Here is a 20822-nt window from a genome sequence, read left to right on the forward strand (position 1 = left end):
AATAACAACAATGACCCCTAGCCTGTCTGAAACACCCGCGCTGTCACGGCGCGGCCTGCTGAAAATCGGCCTCTGCGCCAGCGCGTTCCTGGCCACTGCCGGGCTCGGCGCCAGCCTCAGCGGTTGCTCCACCAGCACGCCCGCCAGCGGTTTCACCATGCTGCGCAGCAATGACCTGCCGTTCCTGCGGGCGCTGATACCGGTGATGCTCGAAGGCGCCGTACCGGCGGACAAGATGCCCGCCGCCATCGAGGGCACCCTGGCCAACCTGGACAACGCCCTCAATCACCTGTCGACCGAGATGTTCAAGCTCACCCAGCAGCTGTTCGATGTACTGGGCATGGCGGTCACCCGCGGCCCGCTGACGGGGATCTGGGGCAGTTGGGAAAACGCCAGCGCGGATGACATCCGCAATTTCCTCAGCCGCTGGGAAAACAGCTTCCTGGCCCTGCTGCGCATGGGCCATGCCTCGTTGCTGCAACTGGTGATGATGGCCTGGTACACCCGGCCCGAATCCTGGGCCCATTGCGGTTATCCCGGGCCACCGAAGGTCTGACCGGCCTTTGTAGCCGCTGCCACAGGCTGCGAACGAGCGGGACGCTCGCGGGGCACTGGGGGTTCGGCTGCAGATCGTCAAGCAAGGCCCTGGGGGCCTTTTCGCAGCTTCGCAGGCTCAGCAGCGGCTACAGTGGATGCGCGCCGAGCCATCAATAATAAGAGAGCACCCGATATGCCTGTACCTGATCTGTTCCGCGAAGGCCTGAATCGTGGCTGGAAAACCTACAACGGCTCGCAGTTGGAGCAGGACCTGACCCTGGAAGCCGATGTCGCCATCATCGGCAGCGGCGCCGGGGGCGGCACCACTGCCGAGATCCTCAGCGCCGCCGGCTACAAGGTGCTGCTGATCGAAGAAGGCCCGCTCAAGACCAGCGACGACTTCAAGATGCTCGAAGACCAGGCCTACACCAGCCTCTATCAGGAAGGCATCGGGCGCATGAGCAAGGATGGCGCCATCACCATCCTCCAGGGCCGCGCCGTGGGCGGCACTACCTTGATCAACTGGACGTCGAGCTTCCGCACGCCTGACCCGACCCTGGAGCACTGGGCCCGTGAGCACGGGGTGGTGGGCCACAGCTCGGCCGAAATGGCGCCCTGGTTCGAGAAAATGGAACAGCGCCTGGGCGTCGCGCCCTGGGTCATGCCGCCCAACGCCAACAACGACGTGATCCGCAAGGGCTGCGAAGCCCTGGGCTACAGCTGGCACGTGATTCCGCGCAACGTGCGCGGCTGCTGGAACCTGGGCTACTGCGGCCTGGGCTGCCCGACCAACGCCAAACAGTCGATGCTGGTGACCACCATTCCGGCGACCCTGGAGAAAGGTGGCGAGCTGCTGTACCTGGCCCGGGCGGAGCGCCTGCAGATCAAGGACGACAAGGTCACCAGCCTGCAATGCCAGGCCATGGACACCCGCTGCGTGGCCCCCACCGGGCGCACCATCACGGTCAAGGCCAAGCATTACGTGCTGGCCGGTGGGGGCATCAACAGCCCGGCCCTGCTGTTGCGTTCCGATGCGCCGGACCCGCATTCGCGGCTGGGCAAACGCACCTTCCTGCACCTGGTCAACTTCTCCGCCGGGCAGTTCGACGAGGTGATCAACCCGTTCTACGGCGCGCCGCAGTCGATCTATTCCGACCACTTCCAGTGGCAGGACGGCACCACCGGCAAGATGTCCTACAAACTTGAAGTGCCACCCCTGCAGCCGGCCCTGGCCAGCACCCTGCTGGGCGGGTTCGGGCCGCAGAGCGGGCTGTCCATGGAGCAACTGCCCCACACCCACGCCATGCTTGCCCTGCTGCGGGACGGCTTTCACCCCGACAGCACCGGCGGCAACGTCGAACTGCGGGGTGACGGCACCCCGGTCCTCGACTATCAGGTTTCACCCTACGCCTGGGACGGACTGCGCCGGGCCTTCCACAGCATGGCGGAGATCCAGTTCGCCGGCGGCGCCAAGGCGGTCAAGCCGCTGCACAGCGATGCACGCTTCGCCAAGAGCCTCGACGAAGTGCGGGCGCAGATCGACGGCCTGGACCTGGCCCTGTACCGCACCCGCCTGGGCAGTGCCCACGTGATGGGCGGTTGCGCCATGGGCGAAGATCCGAAAACCGCGGTCACCGACAGCCTCGGGCGCCACCATCAACTGCATAACCTGTCGGTCCACGACGGCTCGCTGTTTCCCACCAGCATCGGCGCCAACCCGCAGCTGTCGGTCTATGGGCTCACGGCGCAATTGGCCAGCGCCTTGGCGGAGCGCCTGAAATCAGTGTGAAAAAGCGGGATATTCTCGTCGTCTATAGTGCTTTCTTCCCTAAAAGGCGACTTGGCCGACCGGGAAGGCTGCGATACCATCCGACTCCCCAACGGATTCCCGCCAGGACGACGCGATGAACCGAGTGTTGTACCCAGGTACCTTCGACCCTATTACCAAGGGCCATGGCGATCTGGTCGAACGCGCCTCGCGCCTGTTCGACCATGTGATCATCGCCGTTGCCGCCAGCCCCAAGAAAAACCCGCTGTTCCCCCTGGAGCAGCGCGTGGAACTGGCGCGCGAGGTGACCAAGCATCTGCCCAACGTTGAAGTCGTCGGCTTCTCCACCCTGCTGGCGCATTTTGCCAAGGAGCAGAACGCCAATGTCTTCCTGCGCGGCCTGCGGGCGGTTTCGGACTTCGAATACGAATTCCAGCTGGCCAACATGAACCGCCAGTTGGCCCCGGACGTGGAAAGCCTGTTTCTCACCCCTTCGGAGCGCTACTCGTTCATTTCCTCGACCCTGGTCCGTGAAATCGCTGCCCTGGGCGGTGATATCACCAAGTTCGTGCACCCGGCGGTCGCCGACGCGCTGACCCTGCGCTTCAAGAAATAAGCCGCGCGGCCCCGCACCGGGGCCCTCGCCTGACGTCAGCCATCGCGCCCGCGTGCACTGTGGGCGTCAATACGGCACAATTGCGCGCATTCGTTTTTACATGCCCGGGCCTGCCGCCCAGGCCGGAGTACCCCATGTCCCTGATCATCACCGACGATTGCATCAACTGCGACGTCTGCGAACCCGAGTGCCCTAACGCGGCGATTTCCCAAGGCGAAGAGATCTACGTCATCGATCCGAACCTGTGCACCCAGTGCGTCGGCCACTACGACGAGCCGCAGTGCCAGCAGGTGTGCCCGGTGGATTGCATTCCGCTGGACGAAGCCCGCCCGGAAACCGAAGAAGAGTTGATGGCCAAGTACCGGAAGATCACCGGCAAGGCTTGAGTGATATGGCGCCCTTTCGGCTCCCACAAACACCTGTAGGAGCCGGCTTGCCGGCGAAGCTTCTCAGCTCTGGCAACGCGGGCAATAGACACTGGCCCGCTGGCCCAGCTTGATTTCCCGCAGCCCGGTGCCGCAGACCTTGCAGTTCTCCCCGCCACGCCCGTAGACGAACAGTTCCTGCTGGAAGTAGCCCGGCTGGCCATCGCCACCGATAAAGTCGCGCAAGGTGGTGCCGCCGCGCTCGATGGCGGCCGCCAGGATGCGTTTGATCTCGATCGCCAGCTTCAGGTAGCGCGCTCGGGAAATTCCCTTGGCTTCGCGGCGCGGGTCGATGCCCGCGGCGAACAGCGCCTCGGTCGCATAGATATTGCCCACCCCCACCACCACCGCGTTGTCCATGATGAACGGCTTGACCGCCATGGAACGTCCGCGGGACAGCTGATACAGGCGCTCGCCGTCGAACAGGTCGGTCAGCGGCTCGGGCCCCAGGCGCACCAGCAATTCGTGATTCAGCGGGTCGTGGCTCCAGAGCATGGCGCCAAAGCGCCGCGGATCGGTGTAGCGCAGGGCCAGGCCGGACTCCAGCTCGATATCCACATGTTCGTGCTTGGCCGCCGGCAGCCCGACCTCCACCAGACGCAGGTTGCCGGACATGCCCAGGTGGCTGATCAGGGTACCGACTTCGGCATTGATCAAAAGGTATTTGGCCCGCCGCTCCACCAGCACAATGCGCTGCCCGGACAAGCGCACGTCCAGATCTTCGGGGATCGGCCAGCGCAAGCGCCGGTCACGGACGATGACCCGGCTGACCTTCTGGCCTTCCAGATGCGGCGCGATTCCGCGCCGGGTGGTTTCGACTTCCGGTAATTCAGGCATATGCGCCCCTGGTACTCATCGCGAAATGAACGATCAGTGTGCGCCCAGCTCGCGCACGGTTTCCTTGAGGTTCTCGAAGTCGTAGTCCGACAGGCCGACGTAATCGAGAATCAGGTGGCCGATGCTGTTCCACTCGTGGTCTTCCACCTGGTTGCCCAGCACCCGGTAGGACGCGCAGATGTGCTCGGCCATCTTGAGGATCGCTAGCAGGTTCTTCAGCTGGCTGTTGCGCGAGGACTCGTCGCTGAAGATCGCCAGGGCGTTGTGATGGTTGGCGATGGCGTTGGTCACGTGCTCCGGCAGACGCCAGGATTTGGCGGTGTAGTAGCCGACCACCGCGTGGTTGGTATTGAAGGCACGGTTTTCCGTGTCCACCACCCGCTGCTCCGGGCCGGCGCTGCCGTAGGCCTCTTCCAGCACAGTCATGTAGTCGGGGAAGCGCTTGAGCATCAGCGGCACGCCGCAGTCATGGAACAGGCCCAGGGCATAGGCCTCGTCCACAGCCTGGGAGCCGGTGCGCTTGGCCAGGGTCAGGCAGGTCATGGCCACGTCCTGGGCGGTATCCCAGAAGCGGTTGAGGGTGACGATGGTTTCATCGCTCATCTCGCCCTTGATCGACTGCGCATTGATCAGGTTGATGATCGAACGGCTGCCCAGGAGATTCACCGCCCGCTGGATCGAAGCAATCTTGTTGCTCAGCCCGTAATACGGTGAATTGACGATCTTCAGCAGCGCGCCGGACAGGCCCGGGTCCTGGGAGATCAGCTTGGCGATCACCTCCAGATCGGGATCGGGCATGTACTGCTCCATCTGCAAATCCACCATGATTTGCGGTTGGGGCGGCACGCTGATGCCTTGCAGGGCCTGTTGAATCTGTTCGGCTGATAGCTCTTGGGACATAAGTACACGCTCTGGGTGAGCCGGGGATTCTAACCTCTAACACGGGAATGTTGGGCGACCGGACAGGAACTTTACCCAATGGTTGCGGCAAAGGGCTCCCGCCGCAGGTCCATTGGCCATCGCTTGCGCCCCGCGACGGGGTATAATCGCGCCCTTTTTTCCGGAGCGACGTCATGTCCCTGCCAAGCCTGCGCCTCAAAGCCAACGCCGATCGCCGCCTGCGCGCCGGCCACCTGTGGGTCTACAGCAACGAAATCGATGTAGCCGCCACCCCTCTGCACGGCTTCAAGGCAGGCGACCAGGCAGTGCTGGAAGCCGCCGGCGGCAAGCCCCTGGGCGTGGTCGCCATGAGCCCGAACAACCTGATCTGCGCCCGCCTGCTGTCGCGCGATGCCAAGCTGGCCCTGGACAAGTCGCTGCTGGTGCACCGCCTGAACGTGGCCCTGTCCCTGCGCGAGCGCCTGTTCGACAAACCGTTCTACCGCCTGGTATACGGCGACTCCGACCTGCTGCCGGGCCTGGTGGTCGATCGTTTCGGCGACATCCTGGTGGTACAGATCGCCTCCGCGACCATGGAAACCCACAAGGACGACATCATTGCCGCCCTGACCCAGGTGCTCAAGCCCAGCGGCATCCTGTTCAAGAACGACTCCGCCGCCCGTGACGCCGAAGGCCTGGGCCGCTACGTCGAAACCGTGTTCGGCCTGGTGCCGGAGTGGGTCGCCCTGGAAGAGAACGGCGTGAAGTTCGAAGCCCCGGTGATCCAGGGCCAGAAAACCGGCTGGTTCTACGACCACCGCATGAACCGTGCCCGCCTGGCGCCTTATGCCAAGGGCAAGCGCGTGCTGGACCTGTACAGCTACATCGGCGGCTGGGGCGTGCAGGCCGCGGCTTTCGGCGCCAGCGAAGTGTTCTGCGTCGACGCCTCGGCCTTCGCCCTCGACGGCGTGGAGCGCAACGCCGCGCTGAACGGCTTTGCCGAGAAAATGACCTGCATCGAAGGCGACGTCTTCGAAGCCCTGAAGGAACTCAAGGCCAGCGAAGAGCGCTTCGACGTGATCGTTGCCGACCCGCCCGCCTTCATCAAGCGCAAGAAAGACCTGAAGAACGGCGAAGGCGCCTACCGCCGCCTGAACGAGCAAGCCATGCGCCTGCTCAACAAGGACGGCATCCTGGTCAGCGCTTCGTGCTCGATGCACCTGCCCGAGGACGACCTGCAGAACATCCTCCTGACCAGCGCCCGCCACCTGGACCGCAACATCCAGCTGCTGGAGCGCGGCGGCCAGGGCCCGGATCACCCGGTACACCCGGCCATCCCGGAAACCCGCTACATCAAGAGCATCACCTGCCGCCTGCTGCCCAACAGCTGAGGCCGGGCCAATGGCCATTCCCGCCCAGCGCGGGATGGCCAGCACCTCCGATTGACTTTGCAAGGCCACGGCTGGAATCTCGTCCCCCTCTCAAGGATCGAGACTCCGCACCATGGGCCACTCCCCCGCCGCCGCGAAAAAGACATCGGCAATCATCCTGCTGATGACCATGACCCTGCTCGGGGTCTTTCCGCTGGATGTCATCCTCCCCTCGTTTCCAGCCCTGGCAGAGCGCTTCCAGACCTCCAGCGCCGATATCGCGCTGTCTATCAGCCTGTTCGCCATTGGCTTGTCGTTTTCCCTGATGGTGGTGGGACCGCTGTCAGACTCCCTGGGGCGAAAGAAGCTGCTGCTGGCAGGCATGGCTGTGGCCATCGCCGGGGCGCTCGGCTGCATCGCTGCCACGCAATACGGCTGGTTCCTGCTGTTTCGTGTGCTGCAGGCCATCGGCTGCGGCTGCTTCGTGCTGTCTCAGGCATTGGTGCAGGACATGTTCGCGGGCAAGGAGCAGGAACGCCTGCGCATCGCCCTGGTCACCGCCAGCGGCATCTTCATTTCCCTGTCACCGCTGCTGGGCACCTGGCTGCAGGCTCGACTGGGCTGGCAAGGCAGCTTCGAGGTGTTCGTCGGCCTCGGCCTGCTGGTCATCCTCAAGGCCTGTTTCCTGCTGGAAAACACGCCTGGTACGGCCTCGGCAAGCCAGCGCAATATCCTCACCGCCTACCGGCTGGTGTTTGCCGACCTTTCGTTCGTGGGCTACTGGCTGATCTCGGCTCTGGCCTTCGCCTGCCATTTTTCGTTCATTGTCACTTCACCGATCATTTTCATGGAGCAGTTGCAGCTCTCGTCCTACCAGTACTCCCTGGCGCTGCTGCTGTACGGTGCCGCCTACGTATTGGGCGGTGTGGGTGCCGGGGTGATGAACCGCTACCTGCGGGCCAGCCCCCAGATCGTCACCGGGCTGGGGCTGATCGCCCTGTCCGGCTTGCTGATGCTGCTGTTGCAACAGTTCGAGCCGTCCGTGACCACGGTTCTGGTGCCGATGATCGTCTGCACCGCCGGCACCACCATCACCCGCCCGGTGGCGACCTCGCGAGCCATGGGGATTTTCCCGCAGAACGCCGGAACCTCGGCCTCGGCGGGCAACATGCTGATCTTTATCAGCGGTGGCTTGATCAGCGGCTTCATCAACTTGAGCGCCAACAACCTGGTGACGGCCCTGGGCCTGTGCTTCCTGGTGCTGAGCGCTACCGCCCTGGGCCTGAACAGCCTGGCCAACCGTCGTTATCAGGGCGCTTGCGTCTGAAGATCGCGCAGGCGGCACAAATCCCTGAGGTACAGGATGCAGGAGAATGCCAGGGGGGGCCCGGTGAAGTAGCGCAGAGACATGAACCCACTCTTGAAGGGGTCCAGATGATGCTCGTGGGTCCAGAAATCGAACAACGCCTGCACCAGCCACGCAGCGCCAAGGGCCACCAGCATCCAGGCGCCTTCACCCAGCAGCCGTCGTTCAAAGCCGTCACGTCCCTGCAGCCAAGTGGCACTGAACAGCGTCATCAGCAGCAGGAGTACCACCACGCTGCAGATCACCCCATTGGTGAAGGGCAAATCACTGCACGCCTGCACCAGCACCGCCGTCGCGAGGGCCAGCAGCAGGGCTGCTCGCCAGGTGCGCCACTGGCGGCGGCGCCCGGCCAGCAGTTGCACGAACCCGCCGCCCGTCAGCAGCGCAGCTCCCACCACGGCGATGGTACTGCCGGGCCAGTCGCTATAGAGCACCAGCCACATCAGCAGCAGCCCCTGCAGCAGGCCAATGCCCAGGTAGAACCTCAGGGATCGCATGTTTGCGGACATTCCAGCTCCATTGGAAGGTAATCGAAGGGCGGCGAGTCTAAACCAGGATGGCAGCGTCCGGTGATATCCAGGCAATCAATGCCACAGAGCGGCCTCGGCATTCCTTCCTGACGCCAGCGGTGTAGAATCGGCGAATTCATCGCCAGTCATCCCCCGGCGGGTTTATGAGCTCAGGCTGAGGCGCGCGGCGATCCCGCAGCGTCATCGGCAGCTTTCGGACACACGGCCATTTCTGAGTGTTCCCGAGGTCAATAGAAGCTCACTCCCCATTTGTTACCTGATTAGCCGCCCGGAGTGCTCCATGCCTGATTACCGCTCGAAAACATCCACCCATGGCCGCAACATGGCCGGTGCTCGCGCCCTGTGGCGCGCCACGGGGATGAAAGATGACGACTTCAAGAAGCCGATCATCGCCATTGCCAACTCCTTCACCCAGTTCGTCCCGGGGCACGTGCACCTGAAGGACCTGGGCCAACTGGTGGCCCGCGAGATCGAACGCGCCGGTGGCGTGGCCAAGGAATTCAACACCATCGCCGTGGACGACGGCATCGCCATGGGCCATGACGGCATGCTGTATTCCCTGCCGAGCCGCGAGATCATCGCCGACTCCGTGGAGTACATGGTCAACGCCCATTGCGCCGACGCCATCGTGTGCATTTCCAACTGCGACAAGATCACCCCCGGCATGCTGATGGCCGCCCTGCGCCTGAACATTCCGGTGATCTTCGTTTCCGGCGGCCCGATGGAAGCCGGCAAGACCAAGCTCGCCTCCCACGGCCTGGACCTGGTAGACGCCATGGTCATCGCCGCCGACTCCAGCGCTTCTGACGAGAAGGTTGCCGAGTACGAGCGCAGCGCCTGCCCGACCTGCGGTTCGTGCTCCGGCATGTTCACCGCCAACTCCATGAACTGCCTGACCGAAGCCCTGGGGCTCGCCCTGCCGGGCAACGGTTCCACCCTGGCCACCCACAGCGATCGCGAAGAGCTGTTCCTGCGGGCCGGGCGCACCATCGTCGAGCTGTGCCAGCGCTACTACGGCGACAACGACGAGTCGGTCCTGCCGCGCAACATCGCCAACTTCAAGGCGTTCGAGAACGCCATGACCCTGGACATCGCCATGGGCGGTTCCACCAACACCATCCTGCACCTGCTGGCCGCCGCCCAGGAAGCCGAGATCGACTTCGACCTGCGGGACATCGATCGCCTGTCGCGCCACGTGCCGCAGCTGTGCAAAGTGGCGCCGAACATCCAGAAGTACCACATGGAAGACGTGCACCGCGCCGGCGGCATCTTCAGCATCCTCGGCGAACTGGCCCGTGGCGGCCTGCTGCACACCGACCTGCCCACCGTGCACAGCAAGAGCATGGCCGAAGGCATCGCCCAGTGGGACATCACCCAGACCAGCGACGAAGCCGTGCATCACTTCTTCAAGGCCGGCCCGGCAGGCATCCCGACCCAGACGGCGTTCAGCCAGTCGACCCGTTGGGACAGCCTCGACGATGACCGTGAAAACGGCTGCATCCGCAGTGTCGAGCATGCCTACTCGAAAGAAGGCGGCCTGGCCGTGCTCTACGGCAACATCGCCCTGGACGGCTGCGTGGTGAAGACCGCCGGTGTCGACGAGTCGATCCATGTCTTCGAAGGCAACGCCAAGATCTTCGAGAGCCAGGACAGCGCGGTGCGCGGCATCCTCGCCGACGAAGTGAAGGAAGGCGATATCGTGATCATCCGTTACGAAGGCCCGAAAGGCGGCCCGGGCATGCAGGAAATGCTCTATCCGACCTCCTACCTGAAGTCCAAGGGCCTGGGCAAAGCCTGCGCCCTGCTCACCGACGGCCGCTTCTCCGGCGGTACTTCGGGCCTGTCCATCGGCCACGCCTCGCCAGAAGCGGCAGCCGGCGGCGCCATCGGCCTGGTGCAGGATGGCGACAAGGTACTGATCGACATTCCCAACCGCTCGATCAACCTGTTGGTCAGCGATGAGGAACTGGCGGCCCGCCGTGTCGAGCAGGACAAGAAAGGCTGGAAACCGGTGGAAGCACGCCCACGCAAGGTGACCACCGCGCTGAAGGCCTACGCCCTGCTGGCCACCAGCGCCGACAAGGGTGCGGTGCGCAACAAGGCCATGCTCGACGGCCTGTGATCATCGCCTGCCAATGAAAATGCCCCGCCAAGTGCGGGGCTTTTTTTTGACCTTGCCGGCGCTTGCGCTGGCAGCCTGGCCCCGTAGGAGCCGGCTTGCCGGCGAAGGCAGCTTTGAACCTTGCATCGCCCTCGACCGCGCCTTCGCTGGCAAGCCAGCTCCTACAGCAGCATTCAAGGTGGTGGCGCCGCCGCTGAAGCGGTGCCGGGAGCTCAAGGCATGCGTTCGCCCAATTGCCCGCGCAGGAAGCGATACAAGCCATCGGCGCTCTTGCGGTAACCATCGGCGGTCAGGTGGATCAGGTCGTTGCGGGCCAGGTCGCTGCTCTGCCATTTGCTGATGGAGCAGTCCCCCCCCATGAACGCCTGCCAGTCCCAGAACAGGGTGCGACTGTTCTTCGCCACGTCCTTCTGGATCTGGATGATCTGCCGCAACGGCTGGGGTTGGGAGGCCGCGCAGCTGCCAGCATTGCGGCGCTTGATGGAATCCGGCGGCCCCACCAGCAAAATCACGGTCTTGGGCAGGTTCTTGCGCAACAGCGCGACCTTCTGCTGCAACTGGCTGCGGTAGAGCTGCAGATCCAGGTCGTCGTCGAAGGCTTCGTTGGTGCCGTAGGCCAGCACCACCATGTCCGGGCGCAGGGCCTTGAGGGCTTCCAGCCAGCCGGGCTGCCACTTGTCCAGCACGTCCAGGCGCGCGCCGTTGATCCCCAGGGCGGAATAGATCACCCCGGCACTCTTCTGCCCGAGGATGTTCCAGCCGCCCAGGGCCAGGCCCTGGTTATTGGCCACGTTCAGGTCCAGGGGCAGGGTCAGGTTGTTGAACGGCGGGCTGAAGCGCCATTGCCCCCCCGTAGCGGCCAGCATGCGGCTGCTTTTGTTGAGGTTGTCCCGGGCGATCAGGGTGCTGTTGCTGGACGCCTGGTACAGCGCGGAAATCCGGTACTGCTGGTTGCTCGGCTGGCGTTCGGCGATATGCACCCGCGCGCCTGGGGTCAGGGGCAGCGACAGGTAGCCGCCCAGGGGAAACTGGTTGCTCTGCTGGTTGCGTGCCGATACCAGGGACCACTGGCGCTTGGCGGCACCGAGAATCACCCGCTCATAGCGGGTGCCGGGCACTGGCGTGGCTGCCACGAAACCGATGCCGCCATCGCCGTATTGCGCCTGCAGCAGGCGCCGCACCTCACCGCTGAACAGGTCGGCGGCGGTGTGGGAGTCGCCCAGTTGCACAATGGTGATGGGGGTGCGGTTGGAAGTGCTGAATTTGCGTGCCAGCAGCGCCAGGTTCGGGTCGGTCCCGGTGGTCAGGACTTTTTTCGCCGTCATCCCGGACTTGGCCAGCGCCGAAGCGGGAGTGGCCTGGACCTCGGTGGTCGGGCTGCAACTGCTCAGCAAGGTGATGCCCAGCAACAGCGCAATGCCTTGCAGTCGCCCCATAGTCAGTGCTCCGTCAATTGTTGGCTGGGAAAGTTGATCAGCGAGATCACACGCTCAGCGATCAGCTTCTGCCCAGTAGTGGTGAAATGGATACCGTCGTCGACCCGGGTCTTGACCTTCTTGCCATCGCCGGTGGTGCGGTAATAGGAGAATTCGTCGCTCTGGTAACCGAGAATCTCGTTGGCCGAGACGTAGTGCTGGTGGTACTGCTCGATCTGGCCCTTGTACAGCTGGCTCAGGTAGGCCATGGCTGTAGACAGCTTGGGCTTCTCCATGTTCGGCGGCCCGACCCAGATCACCTGCACATTATGCGCCTGGGCGGTGTCGAGGATCGAATCGATGCGCTGGCGATAGGCTTCTTCCCAGTCCGGGGTCTTGAAGCGCAGGAACGGCTTGCCCTTGACCACCGGCATGTCCCAGGGGTCGTTGGGGCCGAGGAAAATCACCATCAGGCGAATGTTGGGGTTGCTGGCCAGGGTGCTTTCAACCGTCTTGGGCCAGTTGAAGAAGCTCGGGTAGGCAAGGCCGGTGCTCTGCTTGCTGAGGTTCAGGCTCTTGACGTTGTAGCGTTTGCGCAAGGTGTTGGCCATGTGTGGCGCCACGCCCTGCATTAGGGAATCACCGACGAAGAACACTTCATCCCCGGTGGCCAGGCTGGCCATCAGCGGCGTGGTTGCCCCCGGCTCGACCTTAGGCGGATGGCTGACCACCGGGGCCACGGCCACCGGCTGCGGGTGCACTGCAGCCGACGCCTGCGGAGCGGGATGCACGGGGGCCGGATGCACCGGCGCAGCATGGGCGGTCGCAACCGGCGCAGGTACGGGCGCAGGCTCCTCGGCCAGCGTCGGCAAAGGAGGCAGCTCTTGCTCCGCGGCGGCCTCGGCCACCATCACCTGGCCGGTAAAGCTGCCGACAAAGGCCACCCGGGCATTTTCCAGGGCCTGGTTGAGTTGCGCGCCAAAGCGCCACTGCGGGTTCTGCGACAACCCGGGGACCTCGCAGTCGTCGTGGTACTTCTGCTGGCAGTAGAGGCGGATCGACTGCTGGTTGAACCACACCAGCAGCAGGCTGGTGACCACCAGGGCGTAGAAGACCTTGGCCGCGCTACCGAGGCTGATCGACAAGGGCGAACGGTTAGAAACTGGCATAGATGAACCCCGGCACGCCCGACGGAGAGGCGAAGATGACCACGCAGATAAACAGCCCCAGCGGCACTGGATAGAACAGCCACGGCAAACCGGTGGCAGCATCGAACAGGCGGCGCAGCAGCGCCACGATCCGTGGGTAGAAGGCCACGAACAGAAGGCAGCCCAGCAGGCTGGCGCCGCCGCCGAGCAGGCCGCCCAAGGACAGCTCGCCCAGGCCCTTGAGCATGTCCATGGCATCGGACAGGGTCGCGCAGCGGAAGAAGATCCAGGCGAACGCCACATAGTGGAAGGTCAGCAGCCGCGCCATGAGGTCGGCGCCGATCCAGCTCGGGCCCCGGGCCAGCAGCGGGCTGCACAGCTTGTACAGGGCCAGGCCGATACCGTGCAGCGCGCCCCAGATGATGAAGTTGGCGCTGGCGCCGTGCCACAGGCCGGAAATCAGCATCGCCAGCAGCATGTTCAGGTTGCCGCGCCACACCGGGCCACGGTTGCCCCCCAGGGGGATGTACACATAGTCCCGGATGAAGGTCGACAGGCTGATGTGCCAGCGGCCCCAGAATTCCTTGAGGTTGCGCGCCGCGTAGGGGTAGTTGAAGTTCTGCGGCAGGCGGAAGCCCAGCAGCAGGGCGATGCCCGTCACCAGGTCGGTGTAGCCGCTGAAGTTGAAGTAGATCAGGAACGAATAACCGTAGACCGCACGCAGGATCTGCTCGGCAGAATAGGCCACCGGGCTGTCGAATACCGGGTCGACCCATTCGTTGGCCAGCCAGGAACTGAGGAAGAACAGCTTGACCACCGCCACCGCGATCAGGCCCAGGGCGCGCTGCGGCTCCAGCACCTCGCGCAACTGCGGCGGGTTGATCTGCGCCAGCATGGGAATCGCCCGGTTCACCGGACCGGCGATCAGGCTGGGGAAGAAGGCCAGGTACAGCGCCAGGTCGAAGGGCGAGCCGGGGGTCAGCTCACGGCGGTTGATCGACACCAGGTAACTGACCGAGTGGAAGGCATAGAACGACAGCCCCACCGGCAGCAGCACCTCCAGCAGCGGTAGCGACACCTCGACACCGAACTGGGCGAAGGCGTTCTGCACCGTACTGGTGAAGAAATCCTGATACTTGAACAGGTAGAACGCCCCGAGCACCAGCAGCAGCATCAGTCCGTTGACCCAGCCGCGCCCGGGGTAACGCTGGCTCAACAGGCCGAGCAGGTACACCAGGGCCGTGTAGCCCAGCAGGATGTAGAGGAAGTTCAGGCTGAAGCTGGCAAGGATCGCGTAACTGGCGACCAGCAGCAGGACGTTCTGCAAGCGCAGGCTGAAGCCCAGGCCCCAGTACAGAACGAAGAACAGGATGAAGCAGAGGCCGAATTCGATCGAGAGATAGCTCACAACGTAGTCCATTACGTGCAGTCGGGGACAAACCCGGCACAAGGGAGAGCAGGCGGGGGGATGGGAAACGGACGCGATTATGGCAGAGGGGGTTTGGCAGTCACAAGTTGAAACATTCTCCGCCTATAGCGGACGCCGGCTCCGCATCGAACGACAGACACCCCTTGCAGGAGCTGGCTTGCCAGCGAAGGCGTCCGCGAGGGCGACGCCCGGCCCAAAGGCCTCTTCGCCGGCAAGCCGGCTCCTACAGAGGGGCGGTGTAGCGGGCAGGCTTACTGGATGTCTTCGGGCTTGACGATCACCCAGTTCTTGTCGGCGGTCACCGGCAACCCTTCCTTGGCCTGGGCCGCGGCGTGCTTGGCGATCATGCCGTTGAGCTGGGTCATGTACTTGTCCTTGCGGTTGATCCACAGGTGGATGCCGCCCTTGGCCACGTCAACATCGTGGAACAGCATGTAGCCGTCGCTGGTGGGGGTGTCGCCGCCCACCAGCACCGGTTTCTTCCACTCGTCGATGTAGGTCAGGATCGCCGCATGCTTGCCCGCCATCCAGGTGGCCGGGGTCCACAGGTAGGGGGTCAGTTCAAGGCCGAGGTTGGCCTTCTCGTCATATTTGCCTTCGCTGATCTGCTTGCGCGCGGTGGTCAGGGCGCCAGTCTTGCGATCCTTGAGCAGGGTGGTCACGCCGATGACGTTCTGCGGCTTGACGTTGTAGCCGTACTTGGGATCGGCGGCGACCATGCGCACCAGCTCTTCGGAGGCGGCGGTCATCACATAGACCTCGATACCGTTCTCCATCAGCTTGTTGTACAGCTCGGCCTGGCCGGTGAAGACCTTGGGCGGGTTGACCTCGATGGTCTTGACCACATCACCGTCGTAATAGGTGCTCGGCACCGGCTTGCCGGAAGCCATCAGCTCATCGACATAGCCCTTGAGCTCCTTGAGGGTAAAGCCGGAGAACACCTGGGCGACCCAGGGGTAGCAGACCATGTCGTCGATTTCACAGAGGCGGTAGTAGTAGCTGAACAGGCTTTCCTTGTGCTCGGCGGTGTCCTTGAACGGGATCAGCTTGAGCGACGGGTCAAGCGTGTCGCGGGTAATCAGGCCCTTGTTTTCCATGAAGGGCAGCAGGGATTCTTCCAGGTCGTAGCGGTAACTGGTGTTGTCCATGTCGAACACCGCGTAGTTACCCTTGTTGGCATTGGCCGCGATCATCGCGTCCAGCTGCTTGGCCTGTTCCGCGGGCCAGTGCTTCAACTCGGTGGCCAGGGCCTGGCCGGCAAGGCCCAGGCAGAGTGCGACTGCGAGCAATTTCGGAGCGAGTTTCATCGGCGGTTTTCTCCCTGAGTGAAAGCCTTCGACGCTAACAAATCCCTGTGACAGTTCTCGTCTCCACGCGACCGCTTGCGTCCCGTAAGCGCCAGCCACATGCGCCTGAACGTCAATCGCTTATTCCAAAAACGACAGTTGCCATGCGATATCGTTATTAATTCAATAGATTTCAAGCTGTTAGGCTTGCCGGTTCGCAATCGCCCTGAGCCGCGATTGGCACAAGCCTTATCGGAGCCCCAATGAATCTGCCGCTGTTCCTCAACCTGCTGGTGTTCCTGGCCTTGCTGCTGGGCCTGGCACAAACCCGCCATACCACCTGGAGCCTGGCCAAGAAAGTCCTGCTGGCCCTGGTGCTGGGCGTGGTCTTCGGCATCGCCCTGCACAGCCTCTACGGCGCCGGCAACCCGGTGCTCAAGGCCTCCATCGCCTGGTTCGACCTGGTGGGCAACGGCTACGTGCAATTGCTGCAGATGATCGTCATCCCCCTGGTGTTCGCCTCGATCCTCAGCGCCGTGGCCCGCCTGCACAATGCTTCGTCCCTGGGCAAGATCAGCTTCCTGACCATCGGCACCCTGCTGTTTACCACTGCCATTGCCGCGCTGGTGGGCATCGGCCTGACCAACCTGTTCGGCCTGACCGCCGAAGGGCTGGTGGCCGGCACCCAGGAGATGGCCCGCCTGCAAGTGATCCAGAGCGACTACGCAGGCAAGGTGGCCGACCTCAACGTGCCGCAGCTGCTGCTGTCGTTCATCCCGCAGAACCCCTTCGCCGACCTGGCCCGGGCCAAGCCGACCTCGATCATCAGCGTGGTGATCTTCGCCGCCTTCCTCGGCGTCGCGGCGCTGCAGCTGCTCAAGGACGATGCCGACAAGGGCCAGAAAGTGCTCAACGCCATCGACACCCTGCAAGCCTGGGTGATGCGCCTGGTGCGCCTGGTGATGAAGCTCACGCCCTACGGTGTGCTGGCGCTGATGACCAAGGTGGTGGCCGGCTCCAACCTGCAGGACATCATCAAGCTGGGCAGTTTCGTGGTGGTGTCCTACATCGGCCTGGGGCTGATGTTCGTGGTCCACGGCCTGCTGGTGGCACTGGCCGGGATCAACCCGCTGCGCTTCTTCCGCAAGGTCTGGCCAGTGCTGACCTTCGCCTTCACCAGCCGCTCCAGCGCCGCCAGCATTCCCCTGAGCATCGAGGCCCAGACCCGGCGCCTGGGCATTCCCCAGTCCATCGCCAGCTTTGCCGCCTCGTTCGGCGCCACCATCGGCCAGAACGGCTGCGCCGGCCTGTACCCGGCCATGCTGGCGGTGATGGTTGCCCCGACCGTGGGCATCAACCCGCTGGACCCGCTGTGGATCGCCACCCTGGTGGCCATCGTCACCCTGAGTTCCGCCGGCGTTGCAGGTGTGGGCGGCGGCGCAACCTTCGCCGCGCTGATCGTGCTGCCGGCCATGGGCCTGCCGGTGTCTCTGGTGGCGCTGCTGATTTCCGTGGAGCCGCTGATCGACATGGGCCGCACCGCGCTCAACGTCAGCGGTTCGATGACCGCAGGCGCGATCACCAGCCAGGTGATGCAGCAGACCGACAAGGCGCTGCTGGACGCCGATGAGCACGAAGAACTGGCTCAGGCCTGATTGATCTCTTCGCCGGCCCGCCGGCTCCTTCGGGAGCCCGGCTGGCTGGCGGAGCGCTCAGCGCTTCTCCCACACCTCGAAGCTGTACGCCGGCTTGTCCCCTTCCGCCGGGTTCGGCACCTCTGACACCCGCTTCCACTGCTGTTCATCGAACTCCGGAAACCAGGCATCGCCTGCCGGGCTCAAGGCTACCCGCGTCAGGTACAGGCGATCAGCCTGCTCCAGGCCCTGGCTGTAAAGCTGTGCGCCCCCGATCAGCATCAGCTCGCTGGCGCCCTGCTCCAGTGCCCATTCCTCGGCCCGTTCCACCGCAGCCTCCAAAGACGGGTAGACCTCGGCACCTTCGAGCACCAGGCCGGTCTGACGACTGACCACGATATTCAACCGCCCCGGCAACGGCCGGCCGAGAGAATCCCAGGTCTTGCGCCCCATGATGATGGGCTTGCCCAGGGTGGTGGCCTTGAAGAATTTGAAATCCCCCGGCAAATGCCAGGGCATGCTGTTGTCGACGCCGATCACGCGGTTTTGTGCGAGGGCCGCGATCAGGCTGAGAGGGAGAGATTTTTTCATGCCGGCGAGGATACCAGAGGACCAGGACCTGGCAACGTACCCCGATCCGCGCTGCAGCAGTTATGCTCAGCGCACTTTTGAGCGATGGAATGACGCGTGACTGCACTGACTCCCCTGCAACGCCTGTGGCTGACCGAAACCGTGCGCCTGCGCGAGGAACACGCCGGCCCGCTGGAAGATCAGGAAGCCAATCGCCTGGCCCGCAACCAGGGCGGCGACCTGGCGACCCGGATCCAGAACCGCGCCCTGTGGCTGGCCCAGCGTGACGGCCTGCACAGCGCCCTGCTGCACTGGCACCAGGGCGCACGCCTGGCCCTGCTGGCGCTCTCGGTTCTGGCGGTGATCAGCGGTGCCGGCCTGGCCTTCAGCGCCCTGGGCAGCACCCAGCAACCGGTGAACGTGTTCTGGGCCCTGGGCAGCCTGCTGGGAATCAACCTGATCCTGCTGCTGAGCTGGCTGGCAGGCCTGCTGTTCGCCGGCGAGCACGGCGCCAGCCTGGGCCGCCTGTGGCTGTGGCTCAGCGAGAAATTCTCCCGCGATGCCAAGGCCGCGCAGTTGCCGCCGGCCCTGCTGCTGTTGCTGCAACGGCGCAAGCTCAACCGCTGGGCCCTGGGCAGCCTGATCAACGGCCTGTGGTGCCTGGCCCTGTTCAGCGCCGTGGTCATGTTGCTGTTGCTGCTGACCACCCACCGCTACAGCTTTGTCTGGGAAAGCACCCTGCTGGGCAGCGATGCCTTCGTGGCCATTACCAACACCTTGAGTGCCCTGCCTCGTGGCCTGGGCTTTGGCGCGCCGAGCGTGGCGAGCATCCAGGCCAGCACCCGGGATGTCTACAACACCGAACTGATCCGCCAGTCCTGGGCCATCTGGCTGGTGGTGCTGGTGACGATCTACGGCGTGCTGCCGCGCCTGCTGCTGATGCTGTTCTGCCGCTGGCGCTGGAAACACGGGCAGGCGCGCCTGCAACTGGACCTCAACCTGCCGGGCTACGCCCAATTGCGTGAGCGCCTGATGCCCAGCAGCGAGCGCCTGGGGGTCAACGATGCGGCCCCCGAGCAGTTGCACCGGGTCGAAGGCGGCGTCAGTGCCCAGGACAGCAGCGGCGCCCTGCTGGTGGCCATCGAACTGGACAACCAGCGCCCCTGGCCGCCGCAACTGCCGGAGAGCGTCAAGGACGCCGGCATCCTCGACAGTCGCGAGTCGCGCAGCCGCCTGCTGGAGCAGATGAGCCGTTTCCCCCCGGCGCGCCTGGTGATCGCCTGCGACCCGCGGCGCTCGCCGGACCGAGGCAGCCTGGGGCTGATCGCCGAACTGGCGCGCAACGCCAGCGCCACCCGGGTCTGGCTGCTGCAAGCCCCGCCCGGCCAGGCCCTGGACGCCGATCGCCTGGGCGACTGGCACAGCGCCCTGCACCAGCTGCAGCTGCCCTTCGCCGATTGCGCCCCCCTCGACTGGCTGGAGAACGGTCATGACTGATACCCGCCACAAGCCACTGAAACTCGCCGTGGTCGGCCACACCAACGTCGGCAAGACCTCGCTGCTGCGCACCCTGACCCGGGACGTGGGTTTTGGCGAGGTCTCCCATCGCCCCAGCACCACCCGGCACGTGGAAGGCGCCCGCCTTTCGGTGGATGGCCAACCCCTGCTGGAGCTCTACGACACCCCCGGCCTGGAAGATGCCATCGCCCTGCTGGATTACCTGGAGCGCCTGGAGCGCCCGGGCGAACGCCTGGACGGCCCGGCGCGGATGGCGCGGTTTCTCGACGGTAGCGAGGCTCGCCAGCGCTTCGAACAGGAAGCCAAGGTCCTGCGCCAGCTGCTGGCCTCGGACGCCGGCCTGTATGTGATCGACGCCCGCGAGCCGGTGCTGGCCAAGTACCGCGATGAGCTTGAAGTGCTCACCGGTTGCGGCAAGCCGCTGCTGCCAGTGCTGAACTTCGTCAGCGCCGAGCAGCGCGAAGGCGACTGGCGCGATGCCCTGGCCCGCCTGGGGCTGCACGCCCTGGTGCGCTTCGACAGCGTGGCGCCACCGGAGGACGGCGAACGGCGCCTGTATGAAAGCCTGGCGCTGCTGCTGGAGCACGCACGCCCGGCCCTGCAACGCTTGATCGACGACCAAGAGGCCCAGCGCCTGGCCCGCCAGCACAGCGCAGCGCGGCTGATTGCCGAGCTGCTGGTGGACTGCGCCGCCTGCCGCCGCAGCGTAGCCAGCGATGCCCAACAGGAACAACAGGCCATAGGCGAACTGCGCCAGGCCATCCGCCAGCGCGAGCAGCGCTGCGTCGAGGCCTTGCTCAAGCTCTACGCCTTCCGCCCCGAGGATGCGTCGGCCAGCGACCTGCCGCTACTGGACGGGCGCTGGGGCGACGACCTGTTCAACCCGGAAACCCTCAAGCAACTGGGGGTGCGGGTGGGCAGCGGCATCGCCGCCGGAGCCGCAGCCGGCGCTGGGGTGGATTTGCTGGTGGGTGGTTTGACCCTGGGGGCCGCGGCGCTGGCCGGGGCTATTGCCGGCGGCGCCCTGCAGACCGCCCGCAGCTACGGCAGCCGCCTGCTGGACAAACTCAAGGGCCAGCGCGAGCTGACCGTGGACGACAGCGTGCTGCGCCTGCTGGCCCTGCGTCAGCGCCAGCTGGTACAGGCCCTGAACCTGCGCGGGCATGCGGCCATGGACAGCATTCGCCTGGCCACGCCGGAGGACAAGAGCTGGCGCGAAGGCAAGTTGCCAGAGGCCCTGAACAAGGCCCGGGCGCACCCGCAGTGGTCATCGCTCAATCCGCAGAAGCGCCTGAGCCAGGCCGAGCGCCAGGAGCAGATCGAGGGGCTGGCTCAACATCTGCTGTAGCCGCTGCCGAGCCCGCGAGGCTGC

18 protein-coding genes are annotated in these 20822 nt (G+C 64.6%); 10 read left to right on the forward strand and 8 right to left on the reverse strand.

Going from position 1 to position 20822, the window contains the following annotated elements; translation table 11 throughout:
- Positions 1–10: 10 nt before the first annotated feature.
- From BLS75_RS22430 to BLS75_RS22445, 4 genes are all read left to right on the forward strand, one after another.
- Positions 11–556, forward strand: a complete 546-nt coding sequence (locus tag BLS75_RS22430) for a twin-arginine translocation pathway signal protein (RefSeq protein WP_072451809.1) — start codon at positions 11–13, stop codon at positions 554–556.
- A 174-nt stretch (positions 557–730) separates the two neighbouring features.
- The gene (locus tag BLS75_RS22435; protein WP_072451810.1) at positions 731–2326 is read left to right on the forward strand and encodes a GMC family oxidoreductase; all 1596 of its coding nucleotides are present in this window, start codon (positions 731–733) and stop codon (positions 2324–2326) included.
- A 115-nt stretch (positions 2327–2441) separates the two neighbouring features.
- Positions 2442–2921: a pantetheine-phosphate adenylyltransferase gene (gene coaD, locus BLS75_RS22440; RefSeq protein ID WP_003176711.1), complete on the forward strand. Its 480-nt coding sequence runs from the start codon at positions 2442–2444 to the stop codon at positions 2919–2921.
- Between the two features lie 134 nt (positions 2922–3055).
- Positions 3056–3307, forward strand: coding sequence for a YfhL family 4Fe-4S dicluster ferredoxin (locus tag BLS75_RS22445; RefSeq protein ID WP_011064042.1), 252 nt, complete (start codon positions 3056–3058; stop codon positions 3305–3307).
- 63 nt (positions 3308–3370) lie between these two features.
- Here BLS75_RS22445 and mutM read toward each other — a convergent pair whose 3' ends face one another.
- Together mutM and BLS75_RS22455 are read right to left on the reverse strand one after the other, a co-directional pair.
- On the reverse strand, positions 3371–4183 hold the full coding sequence (gene mutM / locus BLS75_RS22450) for a bifunctional DNA-formamidopyrimidine glycosylase/DNA-(apurinic or apyrimidinic site) lyase (RefSeq protein WP_011064043.1): 813 nt from the start codon (positions 4181–4183) through the stop codon (positions 3371–3373).
- A gap of 33 nt (positions 4184–4216) precedes the next feature.
- Entirely contained in the window at positions 4217–5029 is an 813-nt protein-coding gene (locus BLS75_RS22455) for an HDOD domain-containing protein (RefSeq protein WP_162865006.1), read from the reverse strand.
- 227 nt (positions 5030–5256) lie between these two features.
- Between BLS75_RS22455 and BLS75_RS22460 the strand changes: the two genes are divergently transcribed.
- On the forward strand, positions 5257–6453 hold the full coding sequence (locus tag BLS75_RS22460; protein WP_011064045.1) for a class I SAM-dependent rRNA methyltransferase: 1197 nt from the start codon (positions 5257–5259) through the stop codon (positions 6451–6453).
- Positions 6454–6565: 112 nt separating this feature from the next.
- Positions 6566–7759 carry an MFS transporter gene (locus tag BLS75_RS22465; RefSeq protein WP_072451811.1) on the forward strand — a complete coding sequence of 398 codons (1194 nt, stop codon included), beginning with the start codon at positions 6566–6568 and terminating at the stop codon, positions 7757–7759.
- Here the strand turns inward: BLS75_RS22465 and BLS75_RS22470 are convergent.
- Positions 7741–8307 carry a hypothetical protein gene (locus BLS75_RS22470; RefSeq protein ID WP_072451812.1) on the reverse strand — a complete coding sequence of 189 codons (567 nt, stop codon included), beginning with the start codon at positions 8305–8307 and terminating at the stop codon, positions 7741–7743. The genes BLS75_RS22465 and BLS75_RS22470 overlap by 19 nt on opposite strands.
- Before the next feature lie 301 nt (positions 8308–8608).
- On the opposite strand from BLS75_RS22470, the gene ilvD reads away from it, so the two are divergent.
- Complete coding sequence (gene ilvD, locus BLS75_RS22475) at positions 8609–10450, forward strand: dihydroxy-acid dehydratase (RefSeq protein WP_019095304.1); 1842 nt, start codon at positions 8609–8611, stop codon at positions 10448–10450.
- Between the two features lie 212 nt (positions 10451–10662).
- Here ilvD and BLS75_RS22480 read toward each other — a convergent pair whose 3' ends face one another.
- The 4 genes from BLS75_RS22480 to BLS75_RS22495 all read right to left on the reverse strand — a co-directional run bounded on the left by BLS75_RS22480 (position 10663) and on the right by BLS75_RS22495 (position 15749).
- Positions 10663–11886 carry an SGNH/GDSL hydrolase family protein gene (locus tag BLS75_RS22480; protein WP_072451813.1) on the reverse strand — a complete coding sequence of 408 codons (1224 nt, stop codon included), beginning with the start codon at positions 11884–11886 and terminating at the stop codon, positions 10663–10665.
- A 2-nt stretch (positions 11887–11888) separates the two neighbouring features.
- Positions 11889–13034 (reverse strand): SGNH/GDSL hydrolase family protein, encoded by a 1146-nt coding sequence (locus tag BLS75_RS22485; RefSeq protein ID WP_065365080.1) that lies wholly within the window; start codon positions 13032–13034, stop codon positions 11889–11891.
- Positions 13021–14421, reverse strand: coding sequence for an MBOAT family O-acyltransferase (locus BLS75_RS22490; RefSeq protein WP_072451814.1), 1401 nt, complete (start codon positions 14419–14421; stop codon positions 13021–13023). Before BLS75_RS22490 ends, BLS75_RS22485 begins: the two co-directional genes overlap by 14 nt.
- Positions 14422–14693: 272 nt before the next feature.
- Positions 14694–15749 (reverse strand): HAD family hydrolase, encoded by a 1056-nt coding sequence (locus BLS75_RS22495; RefSeq protein WP_011064054.1) that lies wholly within the window; start codon positions 15747–15749, stop codon positions 14694–14696.
- A 242-nt stretch (positions 15750–15991) separates the two neighbouring features.
- On the opposite strand from BLS75_RS22495, the gene BLS75_RS22500 reads away from it, so the two are divergent.
- Complete coding sequence (locus tag BLS75_RS22500; RefSeq protein ID WP_011064055.1) at positions 15992–17383, forward strand: L-cystine transporter; 1392 nt, start codon at positions 15992–15994, stop codon at positions 17381–17383.
- Between the two features lie 57 nt (positions 17384–17440).
- Here BLS75_RS22500 and BLS75_RS22505 read toward each other — a convergent pair whose 3' ends face one another.
- Positions 17441–17953 carry a dihydrofolate reductase gene (locus tag BLS75_RS22505; protein ID WP_072451815.1) on the reverse strand — a complete coding sequence of 171 codons (513 nt, stop codon included), beginning with the start codon at positions 17951–17953 and terminating at the stop codon, positions 17441–17443.
- A 96-nt stretch (positions 17954–18049) separates the two neighbouring features.
- On the opposite strand from BLS75_RS22505, the gene BLS75_RS22510 reads away from it, so the two are divergent.
- Positions 18050–19429, forward strand: a complete 1380-nt coding sequence (locus BLS75_RS22510) for a DUF2868 domain-containing protein (RefSeq protein ID WP_041120280.1) — start codon at positions 18050–18052, stop codon at positions 19427–19429.
- Positions 19422–20798 carry a GTPase/DUF3482 domain-containing protein gene (locus BLS75_RS22515; protein WP_072451816.1) on the forward strand — a complete coding sequence of 459 codons (1377 nt, stop codon included), beginning with the start codon at positions 19422–19424 and terminating at the stop codon, positions 20796–20798. The genes BLS75_RS22510 and BLS75_RS22515 overlap by 8 nt, the downstream gene beginning before the upstream one ends.
- The last annotated feature ends 24 nt before the right edge of the window (positions 20799–20822 follow it).

The sequence above is a fragment of the Pseudomonas sp. NFPP12 genome (genome assembly GCF_900103205.1).
GTDB lineage: Bacteria > Pseudomonadota > Gammaproteobacteria > Pseudomonadales > Pseudomonadaceae > Aquipseudomonas > Aquipseudomonas protegens.

What these genes read in the sequence shown, in the direction of transcription:
- BLS75_RS22430 (WP_072451809.1), top strand. Translation starts at nt 11, where the DNA reads ATGACCCCTAGCCTGTCTGAAACACCCGCGCTGTCACGGCGCGGCCTG.
- BLS75_RS22435 (WP_072451810.1), top strand. Translation starts at nt 731, where the DNA reads ATGCCTGTACCTGATCTGTTCCGCGAAGGCCTGAATCGTGGCTGGAAA.
- coaD (WP_003176711.1), top strand. Translation starts at nt 2,442, where the DNA reads ATGAACCGAGTGTTGTACCCAGGTACCTTCGACCCTATTACCAAGGGC.
- BLS75_RS22445 (WP_011064042.1), top strand. Translation starts at nt 3,056, where the DNA reads ATGTCCCTGATCATCACCGACGATTGCATCAACTGCGACGTCTGCGAA.
- mutM (WP_011064043.1), bottom strand. Translation starts at nt 4,183, where the DNA reads ATGCCTGAATTACCGGAAGTCGAAACCACCCGGCGCGGAATCGCGCCG.
- BLS75_RS22460 (WP_011064045.1), top strand. Translation starts at nt 5,257, where the DNA reads ATGTCCCTGCCAAGCCTGCGCCTCAAAGCCAACGCCGATCGCCGCCTG.
- BLS75_RS22465 (WP_072451811.1), top strand. Translation starts at nt 6,566, where the DNA reads ATGGGCCACTCCCCCGCCGCCGCGAAAAAGACATCGGCAATCATCCTG.
- BLS75_RS22470 (WP_072451812.1), bottom strand. Translation starts at nt 8,307, where the DNA reads ATGTCCGCAAACATGCGATCCCTGAGGTTCTACCTGGGCATTGGCCTG.
- ilvD (WP_019095304.1), top strand. Translation starts at nt 8,609, where the DNA reads ATGCCTGATTACCGCTCGAAAACATCCACCCATGGCCGCAACATGGCC.
- BLS75_RS22480 (WP_072451813.1), bottom strand. Translation starts at nt 11,886, where the DNA reads ATGGGGCGACTGCAAGGCATTGCGCTGTTGCTGGGCATCACCTTGCTG.
- BLS75_RS22485 (WP_065365080.1), bottom strand. Translation starts at nt 13,034, where the DNA reads ATGCCAGTTTCTAACCGTTCGCCCTTGTCGATCAGCCTCGGTAGCGCG.
- BLS75_RS22495 (WP_011064054.1), bottom strand. Translation starts at nt 15,749, where the DNA reads ATGAAACTCGCTCCGAAATTGCTCGCAGTCGCACTCTGCCTGGGCCTT.
- BLS75_RS22500 (WP_011064055.1), top strand. Translation starts at nt 15,992, where the DNA reads ATGAATCTGCCGCTGTTCCTCAACCTGCTGGTGTTCCTGGCCTTGCTG.
- BLS75_RS22505 (WP_072451815.1), bottom strand. Translation starts at nt 17,953, where the DNA reads ATGAAAAAATCTCTCCCTCTCAGCCTGATCGCGGCCCTCGCACAAAAC.
- BLS75_RS22515 (WP_072451816.1), top strand. Translation starts at nt 19,422, where the DNA reads ATGACTGATACCCGCCACAAGCCACTGAAACTCGCCGTGGTCGGCCAC.